Source organism: Reyranella massiliensis 521, assembly GCF_000312425.1.
GTDB lineage: Bacteria > Pseudomonadota > Alphaproteobacteria > Reyranellales > Reyranellaceae > Reyranella > Reyranella massiliensis.
Genome location: NZ_HE997181.1, coordinates 3,813,769 through 3,839,926 on the forward strand (window position 1 = coordinate 3,813,769; position 26,158 = coordinate 3,839,926).

The following is a 26,158-nucleotide window of genomic DNA, read 5'->3' on the forward strand; positions in this document are numbered from 1 at the left end:
CATAGGTTGGCTTCGGGTCGAGCGACTGCTCCCCGTTTGAGCTTCCCAGACTTCTGTCATACGTGTTGGTTCGTGCCGGCAGAGCCGGAGTGAACCCGCGTCGGGTTTCCGTAACTCTCAACCTGATTACGACCCTGGGCGAGATTGGCGATGAGCCCCGAGGTGCTCACTAAGGTTTGCGGCGCAGCGCCAACTGACCCGACGATGGCTTCGCTGCCGGACGTCGGTCCTTCTGTGTAGTGAACGGATTGTTCCCTAACGCTTGGACCGCCTGCTAACCGAAGTGTCCCCGATATTCTGGGCTGCTGCGACACGCCAAGTTGGAAAGTGATGGCGCCGTGTGTATCCACCGGGTACACATGGTGCCATGAAGGACTCGGGGCTTCGTATCCGCATCGAACGCGAGCTGAGGGAGAAATTCCTTGCAGTCTGCCGCGACCAGGACCGGCCCGCCGCGCAAGTCATTCGCGAATTTATGAAGAGCTATATCAGCGCCCACGCTAGTGATGCGGGTGCAACGAGGGGCGGGTTGGAAAGGAAATGAACGCGGTCGAAATCGAGGAAGCTGTCAGCGCTTTGGCCGAACGTCCATTCGACCCAGCGGAGTTTCCCTTCGCGTTCTTGGAGGCCTTCGCCAACAAGCAAACCACCATCAAGCGCCTACGAAGCGGGGTGTCGAACAAGTCCGACATGGGTGGTGTCCTTCAAACCAACAACATCCATATTGTCGCCTGCGCTGCGGGAGAGGTCACGAAAACCCTTTCTGCGCTCAAGGCAAGTCCAGCCACATCGCGGGCCAAGGCGCAGTTCGTGCTCGCGACCGATGGCGACATGTTCGAGGCGGAGGACCTTGAGAGCGGCGAGACCGTCGCGTCCGCCTATCGGGACTTTCCTGATCATTTCGGCTTCTTCCTGCCGCTAGCAGGAATTTCGACCGTTAAGCAAATCCGAGATAACTCGTTCGACATCAGGGCGACTAGCCGCCTCAATCGCCTTTATGTTGAGCTTCTAAAGGACAACTCCGACTGGGGCACAGCAGAGCGCCGCCCCGACATGAATCATTTCATGGCGCGCCTGATCTTCTGCTTCTTCGCCGAAGACACCGACATCTTCAGCAAGACACGGCTGTTCACCGATACAATCGATCAAATGAGCGCGAAGGACTCGTCGAACACCCATGAGGTGATCGGCACGCTCTTCCGCGCGATGAACACCAAGGGTGAAGATCGGAGTTCGGCGTCCCTTCCTCGCTGGGCAGAGCCCTTTCCCTATGTGAACGGCGGGCTATTCTCCGGAAACATGGACGTACCGCGCTTCAGCCGTATCGCGCGTTCGTATTTGATCCATATTGGAAAGCTCGACTGGAGGCAGATCAATCCCGACATTTTCGGCTCGATGATTCAAGCCGTCGCGGACGACGAAGAACGCAGCGCGCTGGGGATGCACTACACCAGCGTGCCGAACATCCTGAAGGTACTCAACCCGCTATTTCTCGATGATCTGCGCCAGCGCCTAGAAGAAGCAGGCGACAACCCACGCACGCTGCTCAACCTGCGCAAACGCATGTCGAAAATCAGAGTGTTCGATCCAGCCTGCGGCAGCGGAAACTTCCTTGTCATTGCCTACAAGGAGATGCGCGACATCGAAGCTACGATCAACAAGCGGCGCGGCGAAGCCGATCGACCTTCCGATATTCCTGTGACGAACTTTCGCGGTATCGAGTTGCGCGACTTTCCTGCGGAAATCGCGAGACTTGCGCTCATAATCGCCGAATATCAGTGCGACGTGCTCTATCGAGGGCAGAAACTCGCTCTTGCGGACCTATTGCCGCTTGACGCTCAGAACTGGATTTTCAGAGGCAACGCCCTGCGACTGGATTGGCTGAGCATTTGCCCACCAACCGGTACAGGCGTGAAACTGGTCGGCGATGACCTTTTCAGCATGCCGCTCGATCAGGCCCAAATCGACTTCGAGAATGAGGGCGGCGAAACCTACATCTGTGGAAACCCGCCTTACCTCGGGAGCAAGTGGCAGAACGACGATCAGAAGGACGATCTGAGAGCAATTTTTGACAGCCGCACGCCCGCATGGAAATCCCTCGACTATGTCGCCGGATGGTTCATGAAAGCGGCAGATTACGGTCTGAGATCGAACGCCTCTGCTGCATTCGTCTCCACTAATTCTGTTTGCCAAGGACAACAGGTCCCGATCCTGTGGCCTCTGATTTTTCAGACTGGACACCAGATTTCCTTCGCTCATACCTCGTTCAAATGGTCCAATCTGGCAAGCCACAACGCAGGCGTGATTGTGGCCATCGTCGCAATTTCACGGAATGCGCCAGCCTCTAAACGGCTATTCTCTATCGCCGATGACGGCGCGGTGATTGAGCGGCAGGTGAGCAACATCAACGCCTACCTTGCAGCAGGCTCCAACACTTCGGTTGAGGCGGCGCGGAGCCCGATCGGAGGTCTATCTCCGATGCTCTTCGGGAACATGCCGCGAGATGGCGGCCACTTCATATTGTCGCCAGATGAGCGGAAGCAGATCCTCGACCAATATCCCGAGCTGGCTCGGTTTGTTAGGCCCTACCTGGGCTCCGAGCAGATGATTCAGGGAAAACCCCGCTGGTGCGTGTGGATCGAGGCCAAAGACTCAGAATTTGCGGCAGAGCACCCTTATTTGCGGGCGCTGTTAGCACGCGTGCGCGATTTCCGCGCCGCCAGCGCAGCCGCATCGACGCGAGATTTCGCTTCCAAGTCCTATCGTTTTGTCCAGATTGCGGGCACAGCCAAGCGCTACACACTGGCCGTGGCGAAGGTGTCTTCCGAAAGACGCCCCTACCTGCCGGTGCATCTTTTCGATCGGGAGACGATCGTAAGCGATCTGTTGTTCGCTCTCTACGATGCGCCGTTGTGGAATATGTCGATCGTGGCGTCGCGGCTTCATCTAGTCTGGGTCGCTACCGTTTGCGGAAAGCTGAAAACGGACTTTCGATACTCAAATACGATTGGATGGAACACCTTTCCGGTTCCAATCCTCACCGACAAGAACAAGGCTGACCTAACACGATGCGCGGAAGATATTCTCCTCGCCCGTGAGGCCCATTTTCCTGCAACGATTGCCGATCTCTATGACCCCGAGCACATGCCGTCCGACCTGCGGGAGGCGCATGAGCACAACGATGAGGTTCTGGAGCGCATCTATATCGGGCGGAGATTTCGCAACGATACAGAGAGGCTGGAGAAGCTATTCGATCTTTACACCAAAATGACCACCGCGCAGGGCGAAACCAAAAAACGCAGGGCGGGGGCAAACGCATGACCGACAAAAAGAAATCCATCCCCTCTGTCTCGGTTTCCTATGCGCGCAACGGCGCTTCGACCAAGGCTAATGCGCTCGGCATGCGGCCCATGCAGGAGCGCGCCTACGAAAAGCGCGGCGAGCAGTACCTTCTCATCAAATCGCCGCCCGCGTCGGGGAAAAGCCGCGCGCTCATGTTCATCGCGCTCGACAAACTGGCGCATCAGGACGTGAAGCAGGCCATCATCGTCGTGCCGGAAAAGTCGATCGGCTCAAGTTTCAACGACGAGCCGCTTACCAGATATGGCTTCGGGGCCGACTGGCACGTCGAACCGAGGTGGAACCTCTGCAACGCACCTGGCGGAGACAATGGCGGGAAGATTAAATCCGTCGCCGCGTTTCTTGAAAGTGACGAGAAGGTGCTGGTTTGTACCCATGCAACGTTCCGCTTCGCAGTAGACGAGTATGGCGTTGAGAAATTTGACGACCGGCTGATTGCGGTGGACGAGTTCCACCACGTCTCCACCAATCCCGACAACAAACTCGGCCAGCATCTCGGCCAGTTCATGGCCCGTGATCGCGTGCATATCGTCGCCATGACGGGCTCGTATTTTCGCGGAGATGCCGAGGCCGTCCTCGCCCCGCATGACGAAGCCAAGTTCGAAAGCGTTACCTACACTTATTACGAGCAGCTTAACGGCTATGAATATCTCAAGCAGCTCGACATCGGATACTTCTTCTACTCTGGTTCCTACGCCGATGACATTGTCCGGGTACTCAATCCCGGCGAAAAAACCATCATCCACATTCCGAACGTTAATTCGCGCGAGAGCACGAAGGACAAGATTAAAGAGGTTGAGCATATTATCGGCGAGCTGGGCGACTGGCAGGGTGCCGATCCGCTCACAGGCTTCCAACTCGTCAAAACGCCCGAGGGGCGCGTTCTGCGCATTGCCGATCTTGTTGATGACGATCCGGCCAAGCGGGATCGTGTCTCGCTTGCGCTGAAGGATCCCGCTCAAAAGAACAATCGCGATTTCGTGGACATCATCATTGCACTCGGGATGGCGAAAGAGGGCTTTGACTGGATTTGGTGCGAGCACGCCCTGACGGTTGGATACCGCTCCAGCCTGACTGAGATCGTTCAGATCATCGGACGCGCCACGCGCGACGCGCCAAATAAAACCCGCGCGCGCTTTACCAATCTGATCGCCGAGCCTGACGCGTCGGAAGCGGCTGTTACCGAGGCCGTTAACGACACGCTCAAGGCCATCGCGGCCAGCCTCCTCATGGAGCAGGTGCTTGCGCCGCGCTTCGAGTTCAAGCCGAAGAATCCTGCGAATGGCCCTGTGCCTGGCTTCGATTACGGCGACGGTGGATACGATCCGACCAAGTGCAATGTCGGCTTCAACGAGCAGACCGGCCAGTTCCAGATCGAGATCAACGGGCTCGCCGAACCCAAGTCCAAGGAAGCCGCGCGCATCTGTCAGGAGGACCTGAACGAGGTGATCGCCGCCTTCGTGCAGGACAAGACCACGATCGAGCGGGGCTTGTTCGATGAGGAATTGGTGGCTGAGGAACTCACACAGGTGCGCCTTGGCAAGATCATTAAAGATAAGTATCCCGAGCTGAGCAATGAAGATCAGGAGACCGTGCGCCAGCACGCCATCGCCGCACTCACGCTGACGCAGCAGGCAAAGAAGGAAGCCGATCGCGAGCCAAGTGCCAACACCGCCTTGATCGATGGCGTGCGAAAATTCGCGCTGAGTGTCACCGAGCTCGACATCGATCTGATCGACCGGATCAACCCGTTTGGCGAGGCCTACGCCATCCTCGCCAAAACGATGAGCGAGGAGAGCCTCAAGCAGGTCGCCGCTGCCATCGCCGCAAAGCGCACCAGCCTGACGCCGGAAGAGGCCAAGGACCTCGCTATGCGTGCGGTGAAATTCAAAAAGGAGCGCGGACGGCTGCCTTCCATCAGCTCGACTGACGCGTGGGAAAAGCGCATGGCCGAGGGGGCGGCCGCCTTTGTTCGGTTCAAGGATGAGGGACGCTATGAGTGACCTCGACCTTAATGAGCTGCGCGAAGAGCTGGCCGAGTTTGCCCAGCCGGAGAAGAAGGCCGGACGCACCCCGCGTGAGGAGCGCATCATTGCGGGATTCGAGGAAATCCAGCGCTTCACCGAAGAGCGTGGTCGCGTCCCGCGGCATGGCGAAGGCGGCGATATTTTCGAACGGCTCTACGCTGTCCGGCTTGATCGGTTATGCGAGCTTGAAGAGTGCCGCTCGCTTTTAGCACCGCTCGATCACCAGGGGTTGCTTGCGGGAGCCGAGAATGCGTCTGCCTCGCCTGTCGAGGAGATGGATGAGGACGAGCTGCTCGCCGAACTGGAAGGCGCGGCGGGATCGGCGGACATCACGGAACTGCGCCATGTGCGCCCCACGGCTGAAAAACGCGCGGCAGAGGAAATCGCCAATCGCGAGCGGTGTGAGGATTTCGATCGGTTCAAACCGTTGTTTGACGCCGTTCAAGCCGAACTCGATTCCGGCGTGCGCGAAACGCGGCCCTTCGAGCTGAAAGCGGAGATCGGCCCTGGCGCTTGGTTCATAGTCGGCGGGCAGAAGGCCTATGTCGCCGACATGGAGGAGGTCTTCATCAACGCGCAGGGCCGTACCGACGCGCGGCTCCGCGTGATCTTCGACAACGGCACCGAGAGCAACATGCTCATGCGCTCGCTTCAGCGCGCGCTTCACAAGGATGAGGTCGGAAGACGCATTACCGATCCCATCGCGGGGCCGCTGTTTTCCGGCGTGCACACCGAAGACGATTTGGCGTCGGGTACGATCTATGTCCTTCGGAGCAAATCCGATCATCCCACCGTCGCCGCCAATCGTGATCTCGTCCACAAGATCGGCGTGACGAACATGAGCGTCGAGCAGCGCATCGCCGGTGCGCGCTTGCAGCCAACGTTCATTATGGCCGACGTGGAAATCGTCGCTACCTACGATCTCTTCAACATCAACCGTGCGAAGCTGGAGCGTCTCATCCACCGTGTGTTCAATCCTGCTAGGCTGAACATCACCATTACCGATCGCTTCGGAACTCCCGTTGTGCCGCAGGAGTGGTTCCTTGTGCCGCTATTTGTGATCAACGAAGCGGTCGAGCGGATCAAAGATGGCTCGATCACACGGTTTATCTACGATCCGAGTAAAGCCGCGCTCGTTCGATCGGGGAATGAGGCATGAAGCTGCGCACGTTTCTGCACAACGATGAGAATTCGCCTACGACCCTCTCGGAGATACAAAGGGCTCACGGCTGGGTCGATTCGGAAGAATATTTGGGTATATTCGCATACGCTACCCAGTCCGGCGCTTCTTCCTTTAGTATTGCGATGTCACCTGTCTTTTGGGCCGGAACGCGTTCGCGATGGTTGTTCGGGCTGGATTATGGACGGACCCAGCCTCAGGCTTTACGGATCATCAGCGGCAAACCCAATGCTGAGGTCCGCATCTATGATGGGGCGTGGATCGTCGAGCAAAGCGGATTTCTGCCCCGCCGAGACTTCCATGCGAAGTCATCGATATTGGCAAACCGTACCAACGGTCGATCGGGGATGATCGTAGGTTCCGGCAACTTTTCCTCGAACGGCCTGCGCAAGAGTATCGAGGCCGGAGCTTCGATCTGCACCGACGTTCAGGCGGAATACGAGCGCAGTATCCGTAATATAGAGGCGATGGCCAACGACCTTTGGGCACAAGCCACACCGTTGGATGATATTCTGGAGATCTATGAGGAGCGCTGGAAAGTAGACTTCGCTGCGGTAACAGCTGAAGACGAAGCGGAAGCCGACCAGCCAGCGTCCGACATGTTCTGGATTGAGGCTGGCTATGTCACCCAGAATCGCGGGCCAGATCGCCCTGGCAACCAAATCGATTTGCCGAGAGGGATGAGCGGTTTCTTTGGCTTTAATCCCCCTGCGAACCTCGCTCGCAATTCCGTAATCGGCACCATCACATTTGAACCGCCGAGCGGCGGCCTCGTTTCGCGAGACCTAAGACTTGGCAATAATCTGATGGAGAAAATAACGCTGCCGATCCCCGAGACACATGGGCTCGACCTTTATGACGGTAAAGTTCTGGTATTCCGACGCAGCGGGAACCAGTTCAAAATGTGGGCACTGGAAGCGGATGATTTCCTCACGGCCTTTGGCAACAGGCTGTACGACGTCAAGGCTATGGGGAGCGGAAGACGTTATGGACCAATCGCCGCATAGTGCATCACTATTTGGCACGACGTTATGACGGAGCCAGTTTCAACCTTTGCAGCAGTCTACGCGGTCGCACGTGGCAGCGATGGCGGAGCTGTTCTGCCTAGGCGTTCCCGTTGCCAGATGTGAGAGTCGACACCAACTCGGCGCCTTGAGCGAACGCCGCGGCTTACGCGGCGGACTTCGCCGTCTTCGGCTTCAAGGTGCTCGTGGGATAACCAAAGGCAAAGAAGAAGTGCGACACCCGGATCGTTCCGTGGCTGGGCGCCAGCGCCGGCTCGCGCTCATGTTCCGTGTCGAAGTCTGCGGCCGAGAAGAGCGGAGACGGTCGCGCGTAAGGTTCCCCGGCGACCGTCGGCCGCAATCGCAAGAGGGTGGCTAGCGCTGTCTCGGCCAGCGCATCCCGGATCGGTGGCACGATCTCCTCTTCCGGATCAAGAAGCACGCCGACCATAGCGGCGACCGCCTGCCGCCGGCTGTAGATTCCGGTCACGAAGCGCCCGAGCCCCTGCTCGCGCAGATAATGGTCGCGGTGCTTCTTCTGGCGTCCGAGCCGCTTGAACTCGAACACCAGCTTCATGGACTGAACCTCGCTGTTCCAGCCGTAGACGATGTCGGTCCTGCGCTCCTCGATCAGCTCGCCGGTCGTCGTATCGACCTCACCAATTACGTCCTCGGCCGCCCACATGCCGAGTAGGCCGCGCTCGCGCGCGACATGGTTCTCGACATAGACCTTGAGGCGCTTGGTGAGCGCGTCTTCCTTGGTTTTGGGATTGAAATCTGGCCTTGGTCGCTCCGCGAGCTCCGACCAGCCCTGCCGCAGCGCTTCGACCGCTTCAGTTGCCGGTTGCAGCGGGAAGGCCGAAAGCCAATCGGCAGCCGCCATCACGCACTCACCGCCAAACTGTCGGACCCCGCACGGGATTGAACGGTCCGCACAATATGTTCGGCGTCGCGCAGCGCTTGGCGAACGGTCCAACTGCGCTGCGTAAGCGGTCGCACCAGATAGAGGTTGCCGTCGATCCAGAGCTGCGCGTCCGGGACGAGGGTGAGATAATCCCCCGACGGAATGGTGCGCAGGCCTGATCTCCTGAGCGCAGCCAGCGTCTCGATCACCAGTTCGTCGTTCACGGCGGTCGCGACACCGGGTGCCGCCCGACCCTTTTCAGCATAGCTGACCTTCACGATCCCCGAGCGCCCGGCTCGGGCCGGGTCATTGGCGACGACGTCGACATGGAAGCGCCCTCGGCCACCCGTCTTATCGCGCCAGGCGGTGAGTGCCGATGCCAGCGCCTCTGCGTAGATCCGGAAATCCTGCGCGTTGGCGGTCCGTTGGGCCGGTGTGTCGAGGCTTTTGAAGCTCCGGGGTCGGATCGACGGCATAAGCACCTCGACGGTCTCGGTGACCAGCGTCTGCTCTTCGTCCGTCAGGCCAAAATAGGCGAAGACGGCCGCGTCGAGTTCACCGCGAAGCGACTGGTACTGATTGAGCTGGAGTAGTTCCTGCTGGGATCTCAGTTGGTCGACGTGGTCCGTGATCGACACCAGCGCCGAGGCGGCTGCGCCAGGATCGGGCGCGTCTTCGGGCGGGAAGAACGGAAAGGCATCGACATCCGTTAGATGGATGCCATTGCGCTCGCACAGCATCTTCCAGCCGCGCATCATCAGAAAATAGCGGGCCAGCGTGGAGCGCAGATAGACGGCGGCGAATTTCAGCAGCGGCGCGTCCGGCTTCGGGCCGGCGATGACGCCGATGCTGTGGGTGAAGCTCGCAGGCTCATCACAGTAAACTGCGCGGACATTCTGCTGCTCGCGCGAGAAGCCATCCGGAAAGATCACGCGCGGGCCGTCGAACACAGCGAGCACGGCTTCGTTGAGGCCGACAACAGTATTCTTGTCCTCGGGCCAGGGCCGAAGCAGATCGGGATGCAGGACAGGTACGCCGGCGCTGAGCGCGGCGATCGGGACGTGAAGCATGTCACGAAGCGGACCCGGATCGACCGCCACCCGGCTCTTGTCTTCGAGATGAATGCCCTTGCGGTAGGTCCAGCGCCTGAACTCGCGAGGTCCGCGCCAGAAATTGGCGAAGGTGCCGCGCATGCTCAGACGGCTCCAGATCGCCAAGTCGTTGGCGTCGCCCCACATCATGGTGACGAGGAGCTGTGGATCCTCCGCGACCGAGCGGGTCTGCAGCGCATGCCGATCGGCCGACTGCATGGTGAGGCGGCCAAGCGCCAAGCTCAGGTCCGCCTTCGGAACGAGATAGTCGAACGTCTCGCCGAACGGGATAGTCGAGGGAACCGCCTCGCCGCGGCGCGCGCCCAGGAACACATGGCAGGTATTTTCGGCCGTCGGGAACAGCAGCCCTTGGAGATCGCCGAAGTTGATGATGCGGCTCGGCTTGTAGGCGTGCAGGAGATAGGAGACGAACGCCTCGCTCGACGCGCCAAGCAGCTGACCGATCGGCAGGATCAGGCAGGTTCGTCCGCCCTCCTCCAGAAAGTCGAGCGCGCGCAGGGCATAGGCCCCGGCCATCTGCCGGCGGGCGAAGGGCGTTCCCGCGCGATCGGCCCAGTCGTCCGCCGAGGTATGCGTTTCGCCTTCCGGCTCGGCCCAGGGCGGGTTGGAGATGATCAGGGAAAACCGGCGACCATAGAAGGCATGGTTGTCTTTGAAGAAGTCGGCGCGATCACGCCCGTGCGCGAGATTCCGATCCTTGAGTGGCGGCAGCTTAGTGCCATCGCGCTCCTGGGCTTCCAGGATGTCGGCCGGATCAAGCCCTTCCAACAGCGACAGATAGAGACTGAAGGCGGTAACGCGGCAGGCCATGAAGTTGATGTCGCCGCCGAATATACTCCGCTTGAGCAGTTCACCACGCTCGGCGAAACCGAGTTGCCGTCCTTCACGTGCTTCCGCGAGCGCGATTAGACGGCGATAGGCCGTCGTGAGCAGGATTCCCGATCCGCAGGCACCGTCGAAGATGGTCTCCGAAAGCGGATCGGGCGAGGCGAGCAATGCTTGGTCGACCGCGAGCATGGCGAGATTGCGGGGCGTGTAATAGGCGCCATCCTCGGCCTGCTGCTCCGGCGTCAGGAACTGCTCGTAAAGGCCCGACAGCAGCTCGACCGGAATGTAGCTGAAGTCATAGTTCCAGAAATCGCCCTGGCCAGTGCGCATGTCGGTGCGGCTCAGGAACTGGTCGAGGAGACCAAAGCCGCCGATGGAGAGCGCCGTCCATGGATCATGCCGGTCATCGCCAAGGAAGTCGCCGTTGAAATCCGACCGCAGCCGGTCGATCAGCTTGGCGATCCCCGTAAGGTTTCGCTTGGCGATCAAATCGGGAAGCTGGTCGACCTTGCGCCGGGCACGATAGGTCTCGCCGACGATCTCGCGATGCTCGAGATAGGAGATGAACAACACCTGTCCCATCAGGAGCTCAGCGAGCCGTCTGCGCGCACGTTTGTCGTCTATCCCGTCCAGCCCTTCGTCGGTCAGCTTCGCGACAGTAGTCGACAAATTCGATAGGAGCTTACGATCGACCCTAGCCTTAACGTCGAACCATTTCGGCATGCGCCGCGATAGGTTCGCCGTTGAGACGTCGAGGGCGGAAAACGGACCATCCGGCCGCGCTTCGTCTAGGCGCAAGCGCTCGCCTGCGTTCTTCAGCTTGCGGGCAGGAAGTGCGATCGCTTCGTCGCCCTTGAGTTCGATGACGATCGTCGCGAGATTCTGGTTCCAGATCCGCTGACGCGTCTTGTCCAATTCTGCGTTGGTGAGCGATGCACCGTCCTCCGCCACAAAGACGACGGTTGGCACGCCTTCCACGTCGAAGACGGCCTGGGCGCGAACCGCCCCATCCGGCTTCAGGAGGGTCTTGATCTCCAGCGCATAGGGATGCGTCTCAGGTATCGCCTCGCCGCGCAGATGCAGCACGTCCGGCTCAGCCGCATAGCCAAGCTTTTCAAGCCAGTTCTGGACCGCGGTAGCGGTCATGTCCGTTCCATCCGCCACTGCATCGATGAGAACATATTACGAACACGCCAGCGGGGATAGTCGCTCAGGAGCGCCGGGGCATGTGGCAGCGCCATTTTCATGACGCTCGCCGATTAGGGAGTTGTTGAGGTATGGCGCGCTGCTTGCCGTGAACGCTCGGCAGCGAGAAAAGATCGAACTGCCGTTCCTTGCTTGCGCCCGGCAAAGCGAAGCCGTCCCGGAGAATGGCGAGATGGGGATCAAGGGAGATCAGCAGTGCGTCGGTCGGGGGAATCGCATCGGCACCATCCAGGAATGCCCACGTCCGACCCGGTACAAGTGCGAGCCGCTTTCCCCAGAGCGCGATGAAGGATTGCGAGCGCAGCTGTTTTCGCAGCTCGGCGAACGCCGCCTTATGCACCTGCAATTCTAGGCTGAACTCATTGCGTAGAAGAACCGCTACCCGGAGGACAAGGATTGTCTGCCAGCTAAACTTGGCCGGCGAACCCTTCCTCTTCGGACGCTGATCCGCAGGGATCAGCGCGCGCCGGCTGGTCCATTCACGGAGCTTGTCCGTTGAGAGCCCCGTCAATTGCGAGGCGATCGGGGTGGATACGAAACGCAGGTGGCACCTCCTCAAGGTCGGGTATGTTACCCGATCTCGTCGAGAGAACGGGTAACATACCCGACCTCGGCCGTAAACAGTCGTGGAGGGGGCTTCGTCACGCTGCAAGGGAAGCCCCTACAGCAGGCGCATTGTATGATTATCGTCGAGGGTCTCGTCGGTCAGCCATAGCCCACGAACTGATGCAGGGTAGTCCGATCGTCACCATTCAGACGGTCTCCGGAAGCTCGGGATTTCCTTTCCCGACCGCCGGCGCGGCGCTGGAGACCTTGACCGAACTCGGCATCACCCACGAGACGACAGGGCAGATAGCCGGATATACGCTTATCCAGTATCTGGCCCTGCTCGATCGCGGCGCAGATCCGATCCTAGCTGAATTGAACTGCTTCAACCCTTACGGTAGGTTAGATCAGCAAGTAAGGTTTTAGAGCTTTCGATAACACAACGACTCGCTCTTCACGGCTCAGGCTATCCAGCAACGCCCTGATCATCCCCGCCGCCCTTGGCGGTAAATACACAATTTGAACTTCACCGTTGCTCCTGAGCGCTCGCAACTCGATCGCGTCACGCTCATCGAGCACGGGCGATGACGCGATTGACCGCCGATCCTGTTCAGCAAGTTCGACGAGTTGGATGACTTCCGCACCCGCGCTCCCCCTTCGAGATGCAACGCGCTGACGATTCAATATCATGCAGCCAAATGCTCCTCGGGGATCGGGCCATTGTCTGGCGCGCTGCTCATCTTCCTTAGGAACCGAGTCAAGGTAGACTTCCTCGCACCACGGTCGAGCGAATAGGACGTCTGCTTGAACTCCACACCGTCAAGGAGGCCTTCGATATAGCCAGAGATCGTATCGGCCGCCATGATCAACGCCGCGTCTAGAGTATGGATATATTTGCTGGTGACCGAGCCTCGCGAGTGGCCGATCAATGCTGCGATAGTGGACTCTGTAAATCCAAGGTCGTTGGCTACACTCGCAAAGCTATGCCGAAGGACATGCGGCGTGACATCCGCCAAGCCCGTATTCCGGAAAATTTTCTCCCAGTGATTGGGAAAGCTGCCGAAAGAGTTGTCCTCCTCGCCTCCTGGAAACACGTAAGTCTTTGAAATCCTCGCGCCGCGCTCCTCAAGATATTCCACGACAGGCAGGCCGATCGGTCGGATAGACGCCCCCTCCTTGCTGTCGGCCAGTCGCAAACAGCTTGCTTCAATATCGACTTCTTCCCAGCGGAGCGCGATCATCTCCGACCGACGACATCCGGTCAGCGCGAGTTGTCGGATGATCTCCACCGTCATCCCATACCTGTCATTCTTGCTCGCCGTACGAAGTATGGAAGCGCACGCCGCCGACGTCGATGTCCAGGGGGCGGAAGCCCGGAAAGAACGACGCCGCCGCGTCGATGCCAGTACTATCAACGGCTGAAAGATTTGCAGGACTGTGTTGTCGATCCAAGCTCACGGTTATCTTCTCAGCCATTGTTTGCTGCCGTCACGAATGCCGCAAGTTCTTGTCCATAGCGCACTGGCTCCTCGTAAAAGGGGCTGTGTCCGCTCTCGGAGAAGAGTGACAGCCGGCTGTTTGCGTGAATGGACTTGATCCGTTCCGACATCGCGACGCGAACCAGCCGGTCGTGGACGCCATGCGTCAGCAGGATCGGGCCAGCATAGGCTTTGAAGACGGGCTCGAGATCGGATGTCTGCGTTTTGATGAAACCCTCGTTTACCGCGCGGGCCGTCATGCCGTTGATGACCAGCATGCGTTGCATCTCCGCCGCGGTCGGCGGCTGATGGAAGCAGGCGGCGAGGAAGTCGACCGTGGCCGCGGTGCGTTCTGCCAGATCGTGCGAGGTGCATGTGCGCGTGAAGGTCGCCGCCTCGTCGGTGAGGAGATCCTGCGACAGCTTGGTGACGGCGTCGACCAGATTGACGCCGGCAACTGCAGAGCCTCCGTATTTGCGCAGATAGGCGCCAACCACGAAACCACCGAGCGACCAACCGACCAGCACCGGCCGGCGAAGCCTCGCGCCTGCGATCACGGCGGCAACGTCGTCTGCCCATCGATCCGCATCAGAATAGGCATCGAACGAGGTCGGCTTGTCGGAATCGCCATGGCCACGCAGATCGAAGCCGACCATGCGAAATCCCGCCAGCGCGGGATCAGCGAACTGCTTCTGCCAACTCAAACGGCTCTGACGCAGGCCGTGGATGAACAGGATCTCGGGTGATTGGCTGTCGCCTTGCGCCTCACCAGCCAGCATCACGCCATCCGTCGAGCGGACGGCAAATGGCTCACGCGCAGCTGCGGGCACTCCATCCGCGGATGAGCCGGGGGCAGCGTTGCTCCTAGATGCCGCATGAGCTTGAGGTGCCGCATAGGCGGCCTTGATGGCCAGGGTGGCAATGCCGGCTGCGCCGGCGAGGAAGGTACGTCTTGAGTGGTTCATGCGTATTGTTCCATGTTGTTTAGTGAACGCTATTTAATTCTCTCTTGACTCGGTCTGTCAAGGGTTGTTTAGTGTTCACTATGGAACGAGATACAAAATCGCGCGGTGGGCGCCCCTGGAGTTTTGACCGGGATAAGGCGGTCGAGACCGCGATGAGGCTGTTCTGGCGTTACGGCTATGAGGGGGTGTCGATCGGCGATCTCACGAAGGAGATCGGGATAGCGCCCCCAAGCCTCTACACTGCATTTGGCAGCAAGGCGGAGCTCTATCGGGAAGCGGTTACCCGCTATGAAGAGACGCTCGGATGCCTTGACGTGGCGTCTGTCAAATCGGCAGGGTCGCTGGCGGAGGCGGTGCGAGTATTGCTCGAGGGAGCCGTGAGAGCCGTAACAGACCCTCACCTTGAGCGTGGCTGTATGATCTCAAGCGGCATGATTGCATGTCACCCGGAGCATACGTCGCTCGCCCGCGACGCGGCCGCGCGGCGTGATGCTATGCGCCAGCGGATCGCGGAAGCGCTCCAGTCCTTTGCCGGCGCAGACGAGGTTCGGCGTTTGGCGCGCCATCTGGCTGCCGTCATGCAGGGGATTTCGATCCAGGCGCGGGACGGTAGCGAGCCAACAGAGCTGGAGGAGATCGTTGAAGACGTGGTGGCGGGCGTCGCAGCACGGCTTCCCAAGGACGCGCGAAAACATTGATGGAGCTCGAAGTGCAGCCAAGCCCAGAATCGGCAGGACTGGCGGAGCACAAGGATTTCGAACAACTGCTGCCGGACCATCGTCCGGTCAATCCTGGTCGGATTGAGAGATGATGTCCTCGGAAATCTCCTGCCGCAGCTTTGGTTCGTTTGCGAGTCGACGTCCGAGCGCCGCGATGAAGGCATCATAGCGCTCGCGCGCCTTGGCACGGGCGGCCTGGGCAGCGGGCTCGGGCAATACCGGCGTTGTTGCCAGCCAGAAGCGGACAAAGATCGCCAGCGTCTCGACGGCGACGGGCGCAGTGCCCGTGACATGCTCGACGTCCTCGTCGAGGGGCAGATCCTTCACAGCAGTGCCTACCGGCCAGCAATTCGGACTGGCTCGTGAGCTGCCCCTCATCGTGACTGAACTCACCGCGAAATTCCGACGCGAATCGTGTCCATCTATTTCGAGACGCAAATTTTTTTGTCGCTTTCTCGACGCTTGGCTAATGCCTCTTCGAAGTCCTTTGCCAAATCCGAAACGGTGATCATCTGGAAACGCTTCATGAGCAGCGCTTCCGCTTCGCTTAATGTTTTCTCCATTCGTGCGTCAACTGCCTGCTCGACGACGCATTGTGGCTGATCTCGATGGGGGCCGATATTGAATAATGGAGGCCCGCCAACTGCCTCATAGACGTCCAGAAGCGTGATTGCGTCTAGTCCACGGGTTAACTCCCAGCCGCCGTTATGACCTTTCGCCGAAGTCATAACTCCCTTCTCCCTCAGGCCAGCCATCATACGACGCACCACTACGGGATTTGTCCCGAGCATCTTGGCGATGTCTTCCGACGTTGCCCGTTTCACGTGCTTTCCCATATGGATGAGTACATGGAGCATGCGGGACATGCGATTGTCGCGAGGCATCGATCCTATCCTTTCAAACTTACGAAGCTATCACCTTACCTATCACGTAACAATGTAAGTTGTATGAGTTGACGGCCGCCGGAGTGTCTCGTAACATTCAAAGGTGCGTACTGCGGAGCGTTCACTCATGGATTTCGAAATCATCATCATTGGCGGAAGCTTTGCTGGCCAAGCCGCAGCGCTGCAACTGGCGCGGGCGCGACGCCGAGTCCTGCTTATCGACGGGGGGCAGCCCCGCAATCGGTTCGCTCAATCGTCACACGGCTTTCTGGGGCAGGATGGACAGGCACCATCTGCAATCATAGCAACAGCAAAGAAGCAGCTTGCCAAATACCGGACCGTAGAGCATTGCGAAGGGCGCGCAACCAAAGCCAGGGCGGTCCACGATGGGTTCCGGGTTCTGCTCGGAGATGGCAGTGAAGTAACCAGCAGTCGGATCATTTTGGCAACCGGAGTGCGAGATGCTTTGCCGGATATTTCCGGCGTGAAGGACCGATGGGGCTCAAGCGTTCTGCATTGCCCCTACTGTCATGGATATGAGTTGAACGAGCGACCCGTTGGGGTTCTGGCGTCAAGCGAGATAGCCTTTCACCAAGCTATGCTGGTGCCGGACTGGGGACCGACGACCCTGTTCACGCAAGGCATCTTCACACCGACGCCGGAGCAGGAAGCGCAGCTTGTCGCTCGTGGCGTAACGATCGAACCTACACCGATTGCAGAGCTTCTCGGGACCAGCCCAGCACTCGAAGCGGTGCGGCTTTCCGACGGCAGAACCGTTGCGATCTCTGGCCTCTTCATAGCGCCACGGACCGAACTAACAAGTGATTTGGCAGCGCAGCTTGGCTGCAAACTCGAGGCTGGGCCGTTGGGCCCATTTATCGATGTAGACTTGCGGCAGCAGAGTTCCGTACCCGGCGTCTTCGCGGCGGGAGATGTCGCCAGCCCTATTGCAAACGCAACGATGGCTGCTGCCGCCGGCGCCATGGCCGCAGGCAGTGCTCATCACTCATTGATCTACGGTGCCGGGGAGCACGCATAACGGCGCAGGATCCCGCGGATGCTGAGCTCGACATCGAGCAGTTTGCCCTGCAGCAGCTGGCGGCCAGCCAGCAGGGACCGTGCCGTCTGGGCGTCTGCCGACTCGGCAGCCACCAGGCGATGCCATCCCAATGGCGGCCACGCGCTGGTCGCCTCGGTCTATCTGGTCGGCACCAACACGCGCCGGGTGCGCCGGGCGCTTGTCGCCCTGTTCGGGAGCGCCGTCGACAAGGACGTCGTCAGCCGGACTTGGCGCAAGGTCAGGAGCGATTGGGATGCTTGGAACGCCCGCCCGCGTGCCAACGAGCCGATCATGCGCCTGATCCTCGACGGGAGGGTGGTTCGGGTCAGGCTCTACGAAAAGCGCCCGCACGACCAACGCCATCGAACGCCCGCACGAGGAATTCAAACGACGCATCAAACTGCAGACCGTGCTGCCTTCGGCCGACACGGCGGTCATGCTATGCTGGGTGCTGATGGCGTCTGGGGCAAATCTCAATGCGAAAGATCGGCGGATGGGCGACCCTTGGCGCACCTCTCGCTCAACCGATCGACCTCACCGCTTGAACCGATAGTCTTAGCCGACCGGAGGCCGCTCGGCAAAATTCCAACACTATCCGCGACGGCGCCCCGATCTCCCGGTTCATCGAGCATGTTCGCAATGCTTGTACAAACCGACCTTGGGGCGCGCCAAATCGTGGCTGGAGGATTTTCTGACCAGAAGAAACTAGATATCGAGGAGTATCGGAATGTTCGACACCAAGATTGCTATCATTGTTCGTGACGATCTTGCCAGTTGGCAAAAGCTTAACGTCACAGCTTTTCTGACCAGTGGAATTGTCGCCCAGGCTCCTGGGCTGATCGGCGAGCCCTACATCGACTCTACAGGCTCCGCTTTCAATCCGATGGTGCGCCAACCGATGGTGGTCTTGTCTGCCAGCCAGGATGCGTTGAGAACGATCTGTAAACGGGCGATCGAAAGAGGGATAAGAATTTCGACCTATATCGAAGAGATGTTCTTGACTGGTCATGATGCAGCGAACCGGGATGTGTTCGCCAAGTTTTCACTGCCTGAGGCAGCCATTGTCGGCGCCGCATTGCATGCCGAAAAGAAGTTGGTCGACAAGATCACCAAGGGCGCCAAATTGCATTCTTGACACGCCCTGACGGACAATTGGCGGCGTTTACATTGCCCGCATAAGTCAGGGCGCGATTCGCGCCTTGACGTAGCAATATGGAGCGGAAGATCCCGATGTAGTGAAGGCTGGCTGCTCGTTCTGCTGCCCAAGCCGCTCGCGGAAACCTTGAACCAGCACGGTCATGTTCTGAACCGCAGCGGATTCTCCAGAGGCCCTCTCGCTTGAGTCATCCGCGACGGTCGTCGAGGTGCGGCGACCCGTGTTTGACCAACAAGGATACTCAGGAATTGGGGCTTCGGGAAACCCAGGGGGCGGTTCATCTCGCTAAGGGGGAGCACAGGATTCCCGTTAGATTCCTAGGCGTTTGCCCGCGGCTTGTGCGGCAGCTCGAGCCTGTCGGTCCATCCCGGCACGCCGCTTGCGCATCTCCGCAACACGCTCTGGCCCGGCTTCCTTTGGCGTGCCATTCGAGAATGGCGGTTCGGGTGCATATTCGAGAATGAGCTGGACGCGACGCGCGGCTTCCTCGCCCCTCATCTCACCAGACAGTGCCAACGCGAAGTCCAGTCCTGCAGTCGCGCCGGCTCCGGTCATTCGGTTACGATCACGCACAACGCGCTTATCGACATGGCGCGCGCCGAGCAGCGGCAGAAGGTCGGTTACGGTCCAGTTGGCGGTCGCATCGTATCCTTTGAGAAGACCCGCCGCCCCAATCAGGAGCCCACCCGTACAAACGCTGGTGACCCATTTTGCTCGTGCACCGCGATCCGCGAGAAACGCCAACACCTCCGGGTCGCTCATGCAGTCGATCGTGCCCATTAGGCCGCCCGGGACGAACAGGACATCAAGGTCTCGTGGGCATTCCTCAAACGTCTGCGTCGCCTGAATCGGGATCCCCAGTTCCGTTGTGACGGATGTCTTGTCTTTCCACACCAACTGAACGTTGAAGCGCATGATATTGAACACACTCATCGGGCCGATGAGATCAATCGCGACCATCTTGGGATGGATCAGCATTGCCACCTTCGGTGCATCCGGCGGAATTTCCATCATCGCACGCCGTTGATCACTGGCGGGTTTGTCGTCGGCTGCAGCTGAGAAAGCTGTGCCAGTTGCAAGAAGACTGCTGAGCGTGAGAAGGGTGCGTCGGTCTATTGCCTTGATCATAGTTTTGACTCCGTTCTATTCAGAACTGAAAGGTGGTCGAGGCGAGGAAGGTGCGTGGCGCTCCGCGAGATATGCCTGCCGCCTGGCCAGATGCGGCCGAAGCCCAGTATTTTGTGTCGAGAAGATTCTCGACGGCGAAGCGAAGAGTGATCGGCTTGCCTTCGGAGCGCTCGAAGACGTAACGCGCACCAACATCGAAACGGGTCCAGCTATCGATCGACTGCGTGTTGGCGGCGTCAACGAACTGTGTACCCGTGTTGATCATGCGAGCTGACACAGTAAGGCCTTCGATGAACGGGGTATCCCACTCAGCCCCAAGATTGATCTGGTAATCCGGTGCGCCAATCGCCTTGTTGCCATTGAACTTCCCACCGGCGGTGCGGGTGAGTCGGCCATCGAGCAGCATCAGGCCACCGAGGATACGGAAGCCGTCGAATGGCTCGCCAGCGACGTTGAATTCAAATCCGCGATTCCGCTGTTCGCCGTCCTGGGAATAAATGTTGGTGAAGGGGTCGGTAATGCCTGTGGGTTGTTCGATTTGAAACACGCCGACGCTTGTTGTCCAAGCGCCCCAATCTACCTTCACACCGCCCTCAAGCTGGCGGGAGACGATCGGCGCAAATGTCTCGCCATAGTTCTTGGCTGTTGCCGGCGCGGACGTTCCCTGCTGCAAAGCCTCAACATAGTTCCCATACAAGCTAATATTGTCGGTGAGCTTGAACACAGCGCCGGCTGCCGGCGAGAACTTTGTCCTGTCGTAGGAGGACGTCTCAAGCCCTGTCGTCGCGGCGAAGTTGGTGCTGACCACATTCTGCAATCGCCCACCCAACGTCACCAACAGCCGATCGTCGAACATTTCGAGCGTGTCTGCAAATACCAGGCTGGTGAAGCGATGCTCAGCGGTGCGATGGATGTCGTCAAGATCAATGATGGATGACGAGTCCGGCCGCGGAATGATGACCGGATTGAAGATATTGGACGGAAACGTTCCAAGTCCCGTTCTGGTCGCCTTAAGATCCTGATTCCAGCGGGCGATCGCGACAGTTACATTGTGTTCGATTGGTCCGGTCTCAAACCGCCCGCGAACTCCGGCCTGCCCGGAGTAATGCACTCCGGCTGAAGGAAACGAAGCGATTGAGCCGATGAAGTTGCCATTGGCCTGCAACCTCGTCGGCTGCACGAAGATGCCGGTCGTCTCAGTCGAACTGATGCCGAAGGCGCTGAACACGGTCCAGTTATCGGAAAGATCGTATTCGGCTCTGACGACGCCATAGGCGTCTTTTGTCTTCACCCACGCCCATGGTTGCGAAAGGCTGGCGGTAGAGGAAGGCACCGGAACGCGCGTTACGCCAGGCGCAACCGTGACGGCCCAATCAGGCGCATCGAAGCGTTCGTTCACATAGCCGAAATCTCCGTAGAATCGAAATCGATCGCCTTGGTAATCAAGACTTAGGGACCCGGCACCGAGACGGTCTGATTGATCATCGATAGCGAGGTCGCCCCCGCGCATAATGCCGTTGAAGCGGACACCGAACTCGTTGCGCGAACCGAAACGGCGACCAAAATCAAGGTGCGTCCCCATATTACCGTCCGACACATAGCTCGTCGTAACGGAGGTCACCGGATTATCGGTTGCGCGCTTTGGAATGATGTTGATGGCGCCTCCGACACTTCCACCAAGTGCAATGCCGTTGAGAAAGGTGTCTGGACCCTTGAGTATTTCGATACGTTCAGCGAGCTCCGCTGGAAAACGCTGCTTCGGCGCAATGCCGTAAAGACCGTCAAACCCCATGTTGTAAGAAAAGAGATTGAAGCCCCTGATCGAATAGACATCCCGGTAGCTGGAACGCGGAAAGATGGCGCGAACGGATGGATCGCTCGCGGCGACATCGGCGATGCTACGTGCTTGCGTATCCGCGATAAGTTTGGCCGTGTAGCTCGTCACATTGAACGGCGAGCTCATGGTGTCGCGATTGCCGAGTATACCGAGCTGACTGCCAGTTGCGACCTGTCCGCCGGATGCGGCTGGCAAAAGTCGCGTCGCGTCGCGCGGGTCAGGCACCCCGGAAGAAGAACCTGTAACGACAATCGGATCCAGGACGGTAATGGTTTCGCCACTCTCCTGGGCAACGGCAGGATTCGGCGTTGTGAGCAAAAGCGAGCCGGGCAACGCGACTGCAAGCATGTTGCGTCGCGCCCGACGCGCGAACGCGGTCGGTCGATATAGCACAATGAACTCCACAGGTGATCGCCCCCACACGTGCATTTCGGCAGAGCGAAGGAATTGACGACGAACGAATTCACTCTGGCCGGTGCCCGGCCATTGAGAAGTCAAACGGTCTGAGGTGGAGCTCGAGGATTGCCTGATGAGCCTTCTCGGCCCGGCCCTGGATGTACCGAGCGAATGACAATAATGGGCTCGGACAGCGATATCCGTTGCTGGATGAGATTACTGGTGTCTGAGGCGAGCACGGCCACGTGGCCGGTCATCGTGCATCCGACAAGGCAGCAGTCGGGGACATGCTTGCGTTCTGAAGGGTTGCCCTTGCCGGGAAGCGACGGCTGTTCGACCGAGGAACAGATGACATTGCCGAAGGCATCAAGCTTCGGCTGACTGATAGAGCCAAAACCAGCGAAACTGAAAAGCGTTTGAAGGACAAGCGCGTAGGCTGCGATCATCGCAACCCATGAACGCTGCCACCATCTTCTCATTGGGACTGCTCCCTCGCGTCGCAGCCATCAAAGGTGACGGGGGAACTTGAGACCCCACATGGTGAGCCCGAGGACGGCCGGTTTTGTTCCCATGCCGAGGGGCAGGATTTCGGACGTGACAGGCACTTTGATCTGATCGAGATGCAAAAAGCACATGCAGCACGTCTTATGGTCGCGTGTCCCTGTTCGTAGTGGCCTTCAGAGCTGAGAACGAACTGGTTCGGAGCCGAAGTCGACAGACAACCGCACATCATGGAACTTTCAAAAGTACAAATTTTTTCACGAAATCGAAGTTGATACGCCCATCCACCGTAGCTCCGCCGACGGATCAGAATCGCAGACTTGGCCCAGGTCTCTCCAGGACGGCCGGAGCTCCGATACTCCGAGATACGTCGGGTGGCACCCATCCTGCACGAGATGCGCCGCCGATGGTTGCATTGCAAGGAACTGTTCTCCACCTGCCGACCTGTTGTGACGACGCCGGCTTGTCAGTTTGGACATGCGCCCCACCTGAAAGAATTTATTGACATATCAGCCAACGTGTCATAAAAAAATGACATGTGCAATGAATTTTTATGCTGCATCGGCGGTGGGGATGAATGGAGATCGGATGCTGGAGACGTTGGCCGCTCTTGCGAATCCACATCGGCTGCGGATCCTCGAGGCACTCCATACAGACGGGCGGATTTATGTCAGTCAGCTTGCTCGAAAGCTGGGCATCAGCCGTCCTTTGCTGCATCTCCACCTCAAGAAGCTGGAGGATGCAGGGCTCGTAACGAGCAGGATGGAATTGTCGCAGGACGGGAAATCGCTGAATTTCTATGAGGTCGCACCGTTCAACGTCGTCCTGAATCCTAGTTCTGTTGCTGACGCCGCTCGTTCGTTAGCCATTTCCATAAAATCCGGAGCCTCTGAAAGGGACGAACATGAATGATCATGCCTCTACGTTTCTACTTGTTACCATTCTCGCGCTGATGGTGGTTTTGCTAATATTCGGAATGAAATACTTCTCTGCAGCGCGATCTGCGCGGCTTCGTATCATGAGCGAAGACGCTTATCGCGATCTCGCCGCACGCTCCATCAAAGCACAAGAAGAATGTGCCAGTGCAATGCCGGCCATGAAGGAGGCGATCGCCGAGATAGAAAGCCGTCTCGTAAATATCGAAAAGGTACTCAAGGAGGTCGAGTGATGCAGTCGTCCGAGACCGCCGAAGAAATCTGGCAATTACGAAAAATGCGGGCAGCTTCGCTTCTGGAAGGCTCTACTCTGATCATTCTGGTTGGAATCGCTGTTCCGCTGAAGCACTTCGCCGGATTGGCCGTCGCCACCTCGATCATGGGGCCCATTCACGGAATAGCCTTCGTCTTTTACTTTTGGATGCTCATCCAGATCGTGTCCGGCGGAGGATGGGCTCGGGGCGAAGTGACCCGCATGATTGTAGCTGCTCTCGTTCCGTTCGGGGCATTCGTAAATGAACGAGCGTTGGCGCGTCGCCAAGCTTTATTGATCGAAGCGGTTTGACGAGGCTGCCATGGTCTACCTTTGGCTCAAAGCCTTTCACGTTGGGGCGGCAATCACCTGGATCGGAGGAATGCTCGCTGCCGCGGTCGTGATAGCGGCAGCCACTCGCAACGGCCCGCAGAGACAAAGCGATGGCCCCTCGGCGTTCATCACATCAATGCGTCGTTGGGATCAGAGGGTCACTTCCGTTGCGATGCTCCTGACTTGGGCGTTGGGGTTAGCGCTCGCTTTGTTGGGCGGCTGGTTCCCAGACGTGTGGTTGATTGTCAAACTTGGTGTCGTCCTTCTGCTCTCGGCTCTGCACGGATGGCTATCAGGTCGTCTCCGCCGACTGCACCAGCAAAACTCGACCCGAATGCCTCCCAGCCTGCGGTGCATTCCCTTTGCGGTTATTCTTGCGGTCTCCGTCGTTGCAATTCTCGTGGTTACGAAGCCTGTCTGAAGACTTTCGGGGGGCAATCGGTTCTTCGTTTGCGTTCCGGTGTGCGCAAGCGGTTGAGCAATCGACATGCGAAGCATCGAGCGATGAGTCGCAAGGATCCCCGCGCTTCTAAAACTTCACAGCATCTAATTAAAAGGAGACCTTAATTGTGCTCACGCTAAAAAGAAGAACTGTCGGCATAATAGCAATTGGCGCTATGGCGGCGCCATTACTCGGCGCGACGGGGAGCAAAGCAGGAAACCATAGCTTGCAGGGCTCTAGGTACCGCATATCCCGCTCCACTGAACGGCCTAGACCAAAGATAGGCATGCTTATGTTCCCGGGATTGACGCTGCTGGATTTGGTTGGCCCACAGTCGGCACTGGCGGCCACCAGTGACATTTACCTTATCTGGAAAAACAAGAATCTGCTCGTGTCCGACAACGGCATGGTTCTGAAGCCTGACACGACGCCAGATGAATGTCCCAGAGATCTTGATGTTCTTTTCGTTCCTGGTGGCCCTGGACAAGTGGAAGTCATGCGGGATCCTGAGTTGCTGGCCTTTCTCGCAGACCGTGGCTCGCGGGCAAAATATGTTACTTCCGTGTGCACTGGAGCGCTTGTGCTCGGAGCTGCGGGACTCTTGCAAGGTTACAAGGCTGGAACGCACTGGGCTGCCCTTTCACTTCTGCAGTTTTTTGGCGCAACGCCCGTGGACGAGCGCGTGGTTGTTGACCGCAATCGCATGACAGGTGGAGGCGTCACAGCAGGCCTCGATTTTGGGCTCATGCTCTTGAAGGTGCTTCAGGGAGAGAGGGTCGCCAAGGTTCAAGAACTTGCCATGCAATACGATCCACAGCCCCCATTCAACGTTGGGGTTCCGGTGAAGGCCGGCCCGGACCTCACCGAGGAGGCTGTCGCGTGGATACAAGGCTACGGCATCGACATGGTGGGAACGGCTCGAGCTGCTGGAGCCGATATGCGCAGGTACACCTCATCTGATTAGGCACGCCCAGGCTCATCCGAGCCTTATTGCGATGCAGTTCCCGACTTCGTCGGAAACCCTTTCTCTCCATCCATGTCTATCTTGGAAATGGAATCACCCATGCCGCCGATGACCCCAACATCTGCTACTCTATTGATGACCATCGCGCCTGTATTGGTCGCGCTGGTTGCAATTGCCGTATTATCCCTTCCGTCAGAGCCAACTCGCCAAAGGTTCAGCGCAATCTTCGTGGCAGGCGCAGGGGCTGCCTATCTCGGCTCGGGGTTTGGTCCACTTGAGCTGGTCTTTTGCGGTGTCGTGACATTGCTCGCGTATCGCGGATTGAGCGATTATCGGGCGATCGGCTTGGCTTGGGTGCTACATTCCTGCTGGGATGCTGCCCACGATCTGTGGGGGGAGCCCATTCTGCCCTTCGCTCCGACTTCGTCCTATGGCTGTTTTGTCAGCGACTTCTGGCTTGCTGCTTGGTATTTTGCCGGCGCACCAAGTCCGTGGCGGCGCGAGACCTGGCTGAAGAAATTGAGTGAGTTCACCGCCATTCTTCAGGGTTGCACGCTCGTTGCGCTTGTATGCATCGCGATTCCAGCACAGCTTCTGTTTAATCTCGAAGACGCGATCGCGGCGGCGTTAGTCAGTCATGTCGTTGCCGTTGCTGTCCACACATACACGGTGCGCAACAGGGCAACTCGGGATAATTGGATTCTCGGAGCTCTGGTGCCCTTCGCAATTTTCTTACGCGGCAGTGTACGCGACACGTCGTCACCGAATGGCCCTGATTGATCGTGCGGTTTGTGGTCCATGCCAACAATTTGATCATCTGCTTTATGGGGGGCAGCGTCGACGTGTGATGCAAGAGTAGGCGGATGCCTCCGTTTTACGGGACCGGCTGACACACGCACTAGTCGTCGGTCTGGTGGAGCCATGCGCCGCATTGGCGGCC

At 58.6% G+C, this 26,158-nt stretch carries 24 protein-coding genes and 3 pseudogenes; 16 read left to right on the top strand and 11 right to left on the bottom strand.

Translation table 11 applies throughout. The features are described 5' to 3' along the window. Window positions 1–367: 367 nt before the first annotated feature. From BN60_RS31515 to BN60_RS18575, 5 genes are read left to right on the top strand one after another with little or no spacing between them, the layout of a single operon-like run. Complete coding sequence (locus BN60_RS31515) at window positions 368–544, top strand: hypothetical protein (protein ID WP_020697623.1); 177 nt, start codon at window positions 368–370, stop codon at window positions 542–544. Continuing rightward, a complete protein-coding gene (locus BN60_RS18560; RefSeq protein ID WP_020697624.1) occupies window positions 541–3,321 on the top strand; it encodes a class I SAM-dependent DNA methyltransferase in 2,781 nt (926 codons plus the stop codon). Before BN60_RS31515 ends, BN60_RS18560 begins: the two co-directional genes overlap by 4 nt. Next, entirely contained in the window at window positions 3,318–5,363 is a 2,046-nt protein-coding gene (locus BN60_RS18565; RefSeq protein WP_020697625.1) for a DEAD/DEAH box helicase, read from the top strand. Before BN60_RS18560 ends, BN60_RS18565 begins: the two co-directional genes overlap by 4 nt. Beyond that, window positions 5,356–6,546: a GIY-YIG nuclease family protein gene (locus BN60_RS18570; RefSeq protein ID WP_020697626.1), complete on the top strand. Its 1,191-nt coding sequence runs from the start codon at window positions 5,356–5,358 to the stop codon at window positions 6,544–6,546. Before BN60_RS18565 ends, BN60_RS18570 begins: the two co-directional genes overlap by 8 nt. Further along, on the top strand, window positions 6,543–7,574 hold the full coding sequence (locus BN60_RS18575; RefSeq protein WP_020697627.1) for a hypothetical protein: 1,032 nt from the start codon (window positions 6,543–6,545) through the stop codon (window positions 7,572–7,574). The genes BN60_RS18570 and BN60_RS18575 overlap by 4 nt, the downstream gene beginning before the upstream one ends. Before the next feature lie 163 nt (window positions 7,575–7,737). On the opposite strand, the gene BN60_RS18580 is transcribed toward BN60_RS18575, so the two are convergent. From BN60_RS18580 to BN60_RS18590, 3 genes are all read right to left on the bottom strand, one after another. Next, on the bottom strand, window positions 7,738–8,454 hold the full coding sequence (locus BN60_RS18580; RefSeq protein ID WP_020697628.1) for a hypothetical protein: 717 nt from the start codon (window positions 8,452–8,454) through the stop codon (window positions 7,738–7,740). Next, on the bottom strand, window positions 8,454–11,561 hold the full coding sequence (locus BN60_RS18585) for an N-6 DNA methylase (RefSeq protein WP_020697629.1): 3,108 nt from the start codon (window positions 11,559–11,561) through the stop codon (window positions 8,454–8,456). The genes BN60_RS18580 and BN60_RS18585 overlap by 1 nt, the downstream gene beginning before the upstream one ends. Before the next feature lie 97 nt (window positions 11,562–11,658). Beyond that, on the bottom strand, window positions 11,659–11,967 hold the full coding sequence (locus BN60_RS18590; protein ID WP_215905919.1) for a hypothetical protein: 309 nt from the start codon (window positions 11,965–11,967) through the stop codon (window positions 11,659–11,661). A 380-nt stretch (window positions 11,968–12,347) separates the two neighbouring features. Between BN60_RS18590 and BN60_RS18595 the strand changes: the two genes are divergently transcribed. Further along, window positions 12,348–12,593: a hypothetical protein gene (locus tag BN60_RS18595; RefSeq protein WP_020697631.1), complete on the top strand. Its 246-nt coding sequence runs from the start codon at window positions 12,348–12,350 to the stop codon at window positions 12,591–12,593. A gap of 260 nt (window positions 12,594–12,853) precedes the next feature. On the opposite strand, the pseudogene BN60_RS18600 reads toward BN60_RS18595, so the two are convergent. The 3 genes and pseudogenes from BN60_RS18600 to BN60_RS18605 all read right to left on the bottom strand — a co-directional run. Continuing rightward, window positions 12,854–13,498, bottom strand: a pseudogene (locus BN60_RS18600) (tyrosine-type recombinase/integrase); the annotation flags it as partial. Then, window positions 13,473–13,643 (bottom strand): hypothetical protein, encoded by a 171-nt coding sequence (locus BN60_RS31340; RefSeq protein ID WP_020697633.1) that lies wholly within the window; start codon window positions 13,641–13,643, stop codon window positions 13,473–13,475. The gene BN60_RS31340 and the pseudogene BN60_RS18600, both read right to left, overlap by 26 nt. Further along, window positions 13,636–14,610: an alpha/beta fold hydrolase gene (locus tag BN60_RS18605; protein ID WP_043284089.1), complete on the bottom strand. Its 975-nt coding sequence runs from the start codon at window positions 14,608–14,610 to the stop codon at window positions 13,636–13,638. Before BN60_RS18605 ends, BN60_RS31340 begins: the two co-directional genes overlap by 8 nt. Before the next feature lie 80 nt (window positions 14,611–14,690). Between BN60_RS18605 and BN60_RS18610 the strand changes: the two genes are divergently transcribed. Beyond that, window positions 14,691–15,308 carry a TetR/AcrR family transcriptional regulator gene (locus tag BN60_RS18610; RefSeq protein WP_043284091.1) on the top strand — a complete coding sequence of 206 codons (618 nt, stop codon included), beginning with the start codon at window positions 14,691–14,693 and terminating at the stop codon, window positions 15,306–15,308. Window positions 15,309–15,395: 87 nt separating this feature from the next. On the opposite strand, the pseudogene BN60_RS30160 reads toward BN60_RS18610, so the two are convergent. Both BN60_RS30160 and BN60_RS18620 read right to left on the bottom strand, forming a co-directional pair. Next, window positions 15,396–15,599, bottom strand: a pseudogene (locus BN60_RS30160) (CopG family transcriptional regulator); the annotation flags it as partial. A 152-nt stretch (window positions 15,600–15,751) separates the two neighbouring features. Further along, on the bottom strand, window positions 15,752–16,213 hold the full coding sequence (locus BN60_RS18620; protein ID WP_020697637.1) for an Rrf2 family transcriptional regulator: 462 nt from the start codon (window positions 16,211–16,213) through the stop codon (window positions 15,752–15,754). A 127-nt stretch (window positions 16,214–16,340) separates the two neighbouring features. Between BN60_RS18620 and BN60_RS18625 the strand changes: the two genes are divergently transcribed. The 3 genes and pseudogenes from BN60_RS18625 to BN60_RS18630 all read left to right on the top strand — a co-directional run bounded on the left by BN60_RS18625 (window position 16,341) and on the right by BN60_RS18630 (window position 18,408). Further along, window positions 16,341–17,252, top strand: coding sequence for an NAD(P)/FAD-dependent oxidoreductase (locus BN60_RS18625; protein ID WP_020697638.1), 912 nt, complete (start codon window positions 16,341–16,343; stop codon window positions 17,250–17,252). Between the two features lie 141 nt (window positions 17,253–17,393). Then, window positions 17,394–17,818 (top strand): annotated as a pseudogene (locus BN60_RS29910) (transposase); the annotation flags it as partial. A gap of 182 nt (window positions 17,819–18,000) precedes the next feature. Then, window positions 18,001–18,408 carry a DUF2000 family protein gene (locus BN60_RS18630; RefSeq protein WP_020697640.1) on the top strand — a complete coding sequence of 136 codons (408 nt, stop codon included), beginning with the start codon at window positions 18,001–18,003 and terminating at the stop codon, window positions 18,406–18,408. 330 nt (window positions 18,409–18,738) lie between these two features. Here BN60_RS18630 and BN60_RS18635 read toward each other — a convergent pair whose 3' ends face one another. The 3 genes from BN60_RS18635 to BN60_RS30550 all read right to left on the bottom strand — a co-directional run bounded on the left by BN60_RS18635 (window position 18,739) and on the right by BN60_RS30550 (window position 22,236). After that, complete coding sequence (locus BN60_RS18635; protein ID WP_020697641.1) at window positions 18,739–19,557, bottom strand: DJ-1/PfpI family protein; 819 nt, start codon at window positions 19,555–19,557, stop codon at window positions 18,739–18,741. Between the two features lie 19 nt (window positions 19,558–19,576). Beyond that, window positions 19,577–21,742 carry a TonB-dependent receptor gene (locus tag BN60_RS18640; RefSeq protein ID WP_043286139.1) on the bottom strand — a complete coding sequence of 722 codons (2,166 nt, stop codon included), beginning with the start codon at window positions 21,740–21,742 and terminating at the stop codon, window positions 19,577–19,579. A 146-nt stretch (window positions 21,743–21,888) separates the two neighbouring features. Next, complete coding sequence (locus BN60_RS30550; protein WP_148283480.1) at window positions 21,889–22,236, bottom strand: hypothetical protein; 348 nt, start codon at window positions 22,234–22,236, stop codon at window positions 21,889–21,891. A gap of 643 nt (window positions 22,237–22,879) precedes the next feature. Here BN60_RS30550 and BN60_RS18645 point away from each other — a divergent pair. The 6 genes from BN60_RS18645 (at window position 22,880) to BN60_RS31005 (ending at window position 25,998) form a co-directional block, all read left to right on the top strand. Further along, entirely contained in the window at window positions 22,880–23,203 is a 324-nt protein-coding gene (locus BN60_RS18645; RefSeq protein WP_020697643.1) for an ArsR/SmtB family transcription factor, read from the top strand. Next, window positions 23,196–23,459, top strand: a complete 264-nt coding sequence (locus BN60_RS18650) for a hypothetical protein (protein ID WP_020697644.1) — start codon at window positions 23,196–23,198, stop codon at window positions 23,457–23,459. Before BN60_RS18645 ends, BN60_RS18650 begins: the two co-directional genes overlap by 8 nt. Then, the gene (locus tag BN60_RS18655) at window positions 23,459–23,791 is read left to right on the top strand and encodes a DUF3817 domain-containing protein (protein WP_020697645.1); all 333 of its coding nucleotides are present in this window, start codon (window positions 23,459–23,461) and stop codon (window positions 23,789–23,791) included. The genes BN60_RS18650 and BN60_RS18655 overlap by 1 nt, the downstream gene beginning before the upstream one ends. 10 nt (window positions 23,792–23,801) lie before the next feature. Beyond that, window positions 23,802–24,233, top strand: coding sequence for a CopD family protein (locus BN60_RS18660; protein WP_020697646.1), 432 nt, complete (start codon window positions 23,802–23,804; stop codon window positions 24,231–24,233). Window positions 24,234–24,540: 307 nt separating this feature from the next. Next, entirely contained in the window at window positions 24,541–25,218 is a 678-nt protein-coding gene (locus BN60_RS18665; protein WP_051150158.1) for a DJ-1/PfpI family protein, read from the top strand. A gap of 99 nt (window positions 25,219–25,317) precedes the next feature. Next, the gene (locus BN60_RS31005; RefSeq protein WP_215905920.1) at window positions 25,318–25,998 is read left to right on the top strand and encodes a DUF6010 family protein; all 681 of its coding nucleotides are present in this window, start codon (window positions 25,318–25,320) and stop codon (window positions 25,996–25,998) included. The last annotated feature ends 160 nt before the right edge of the window (window positions 25,999–26,158 follow it).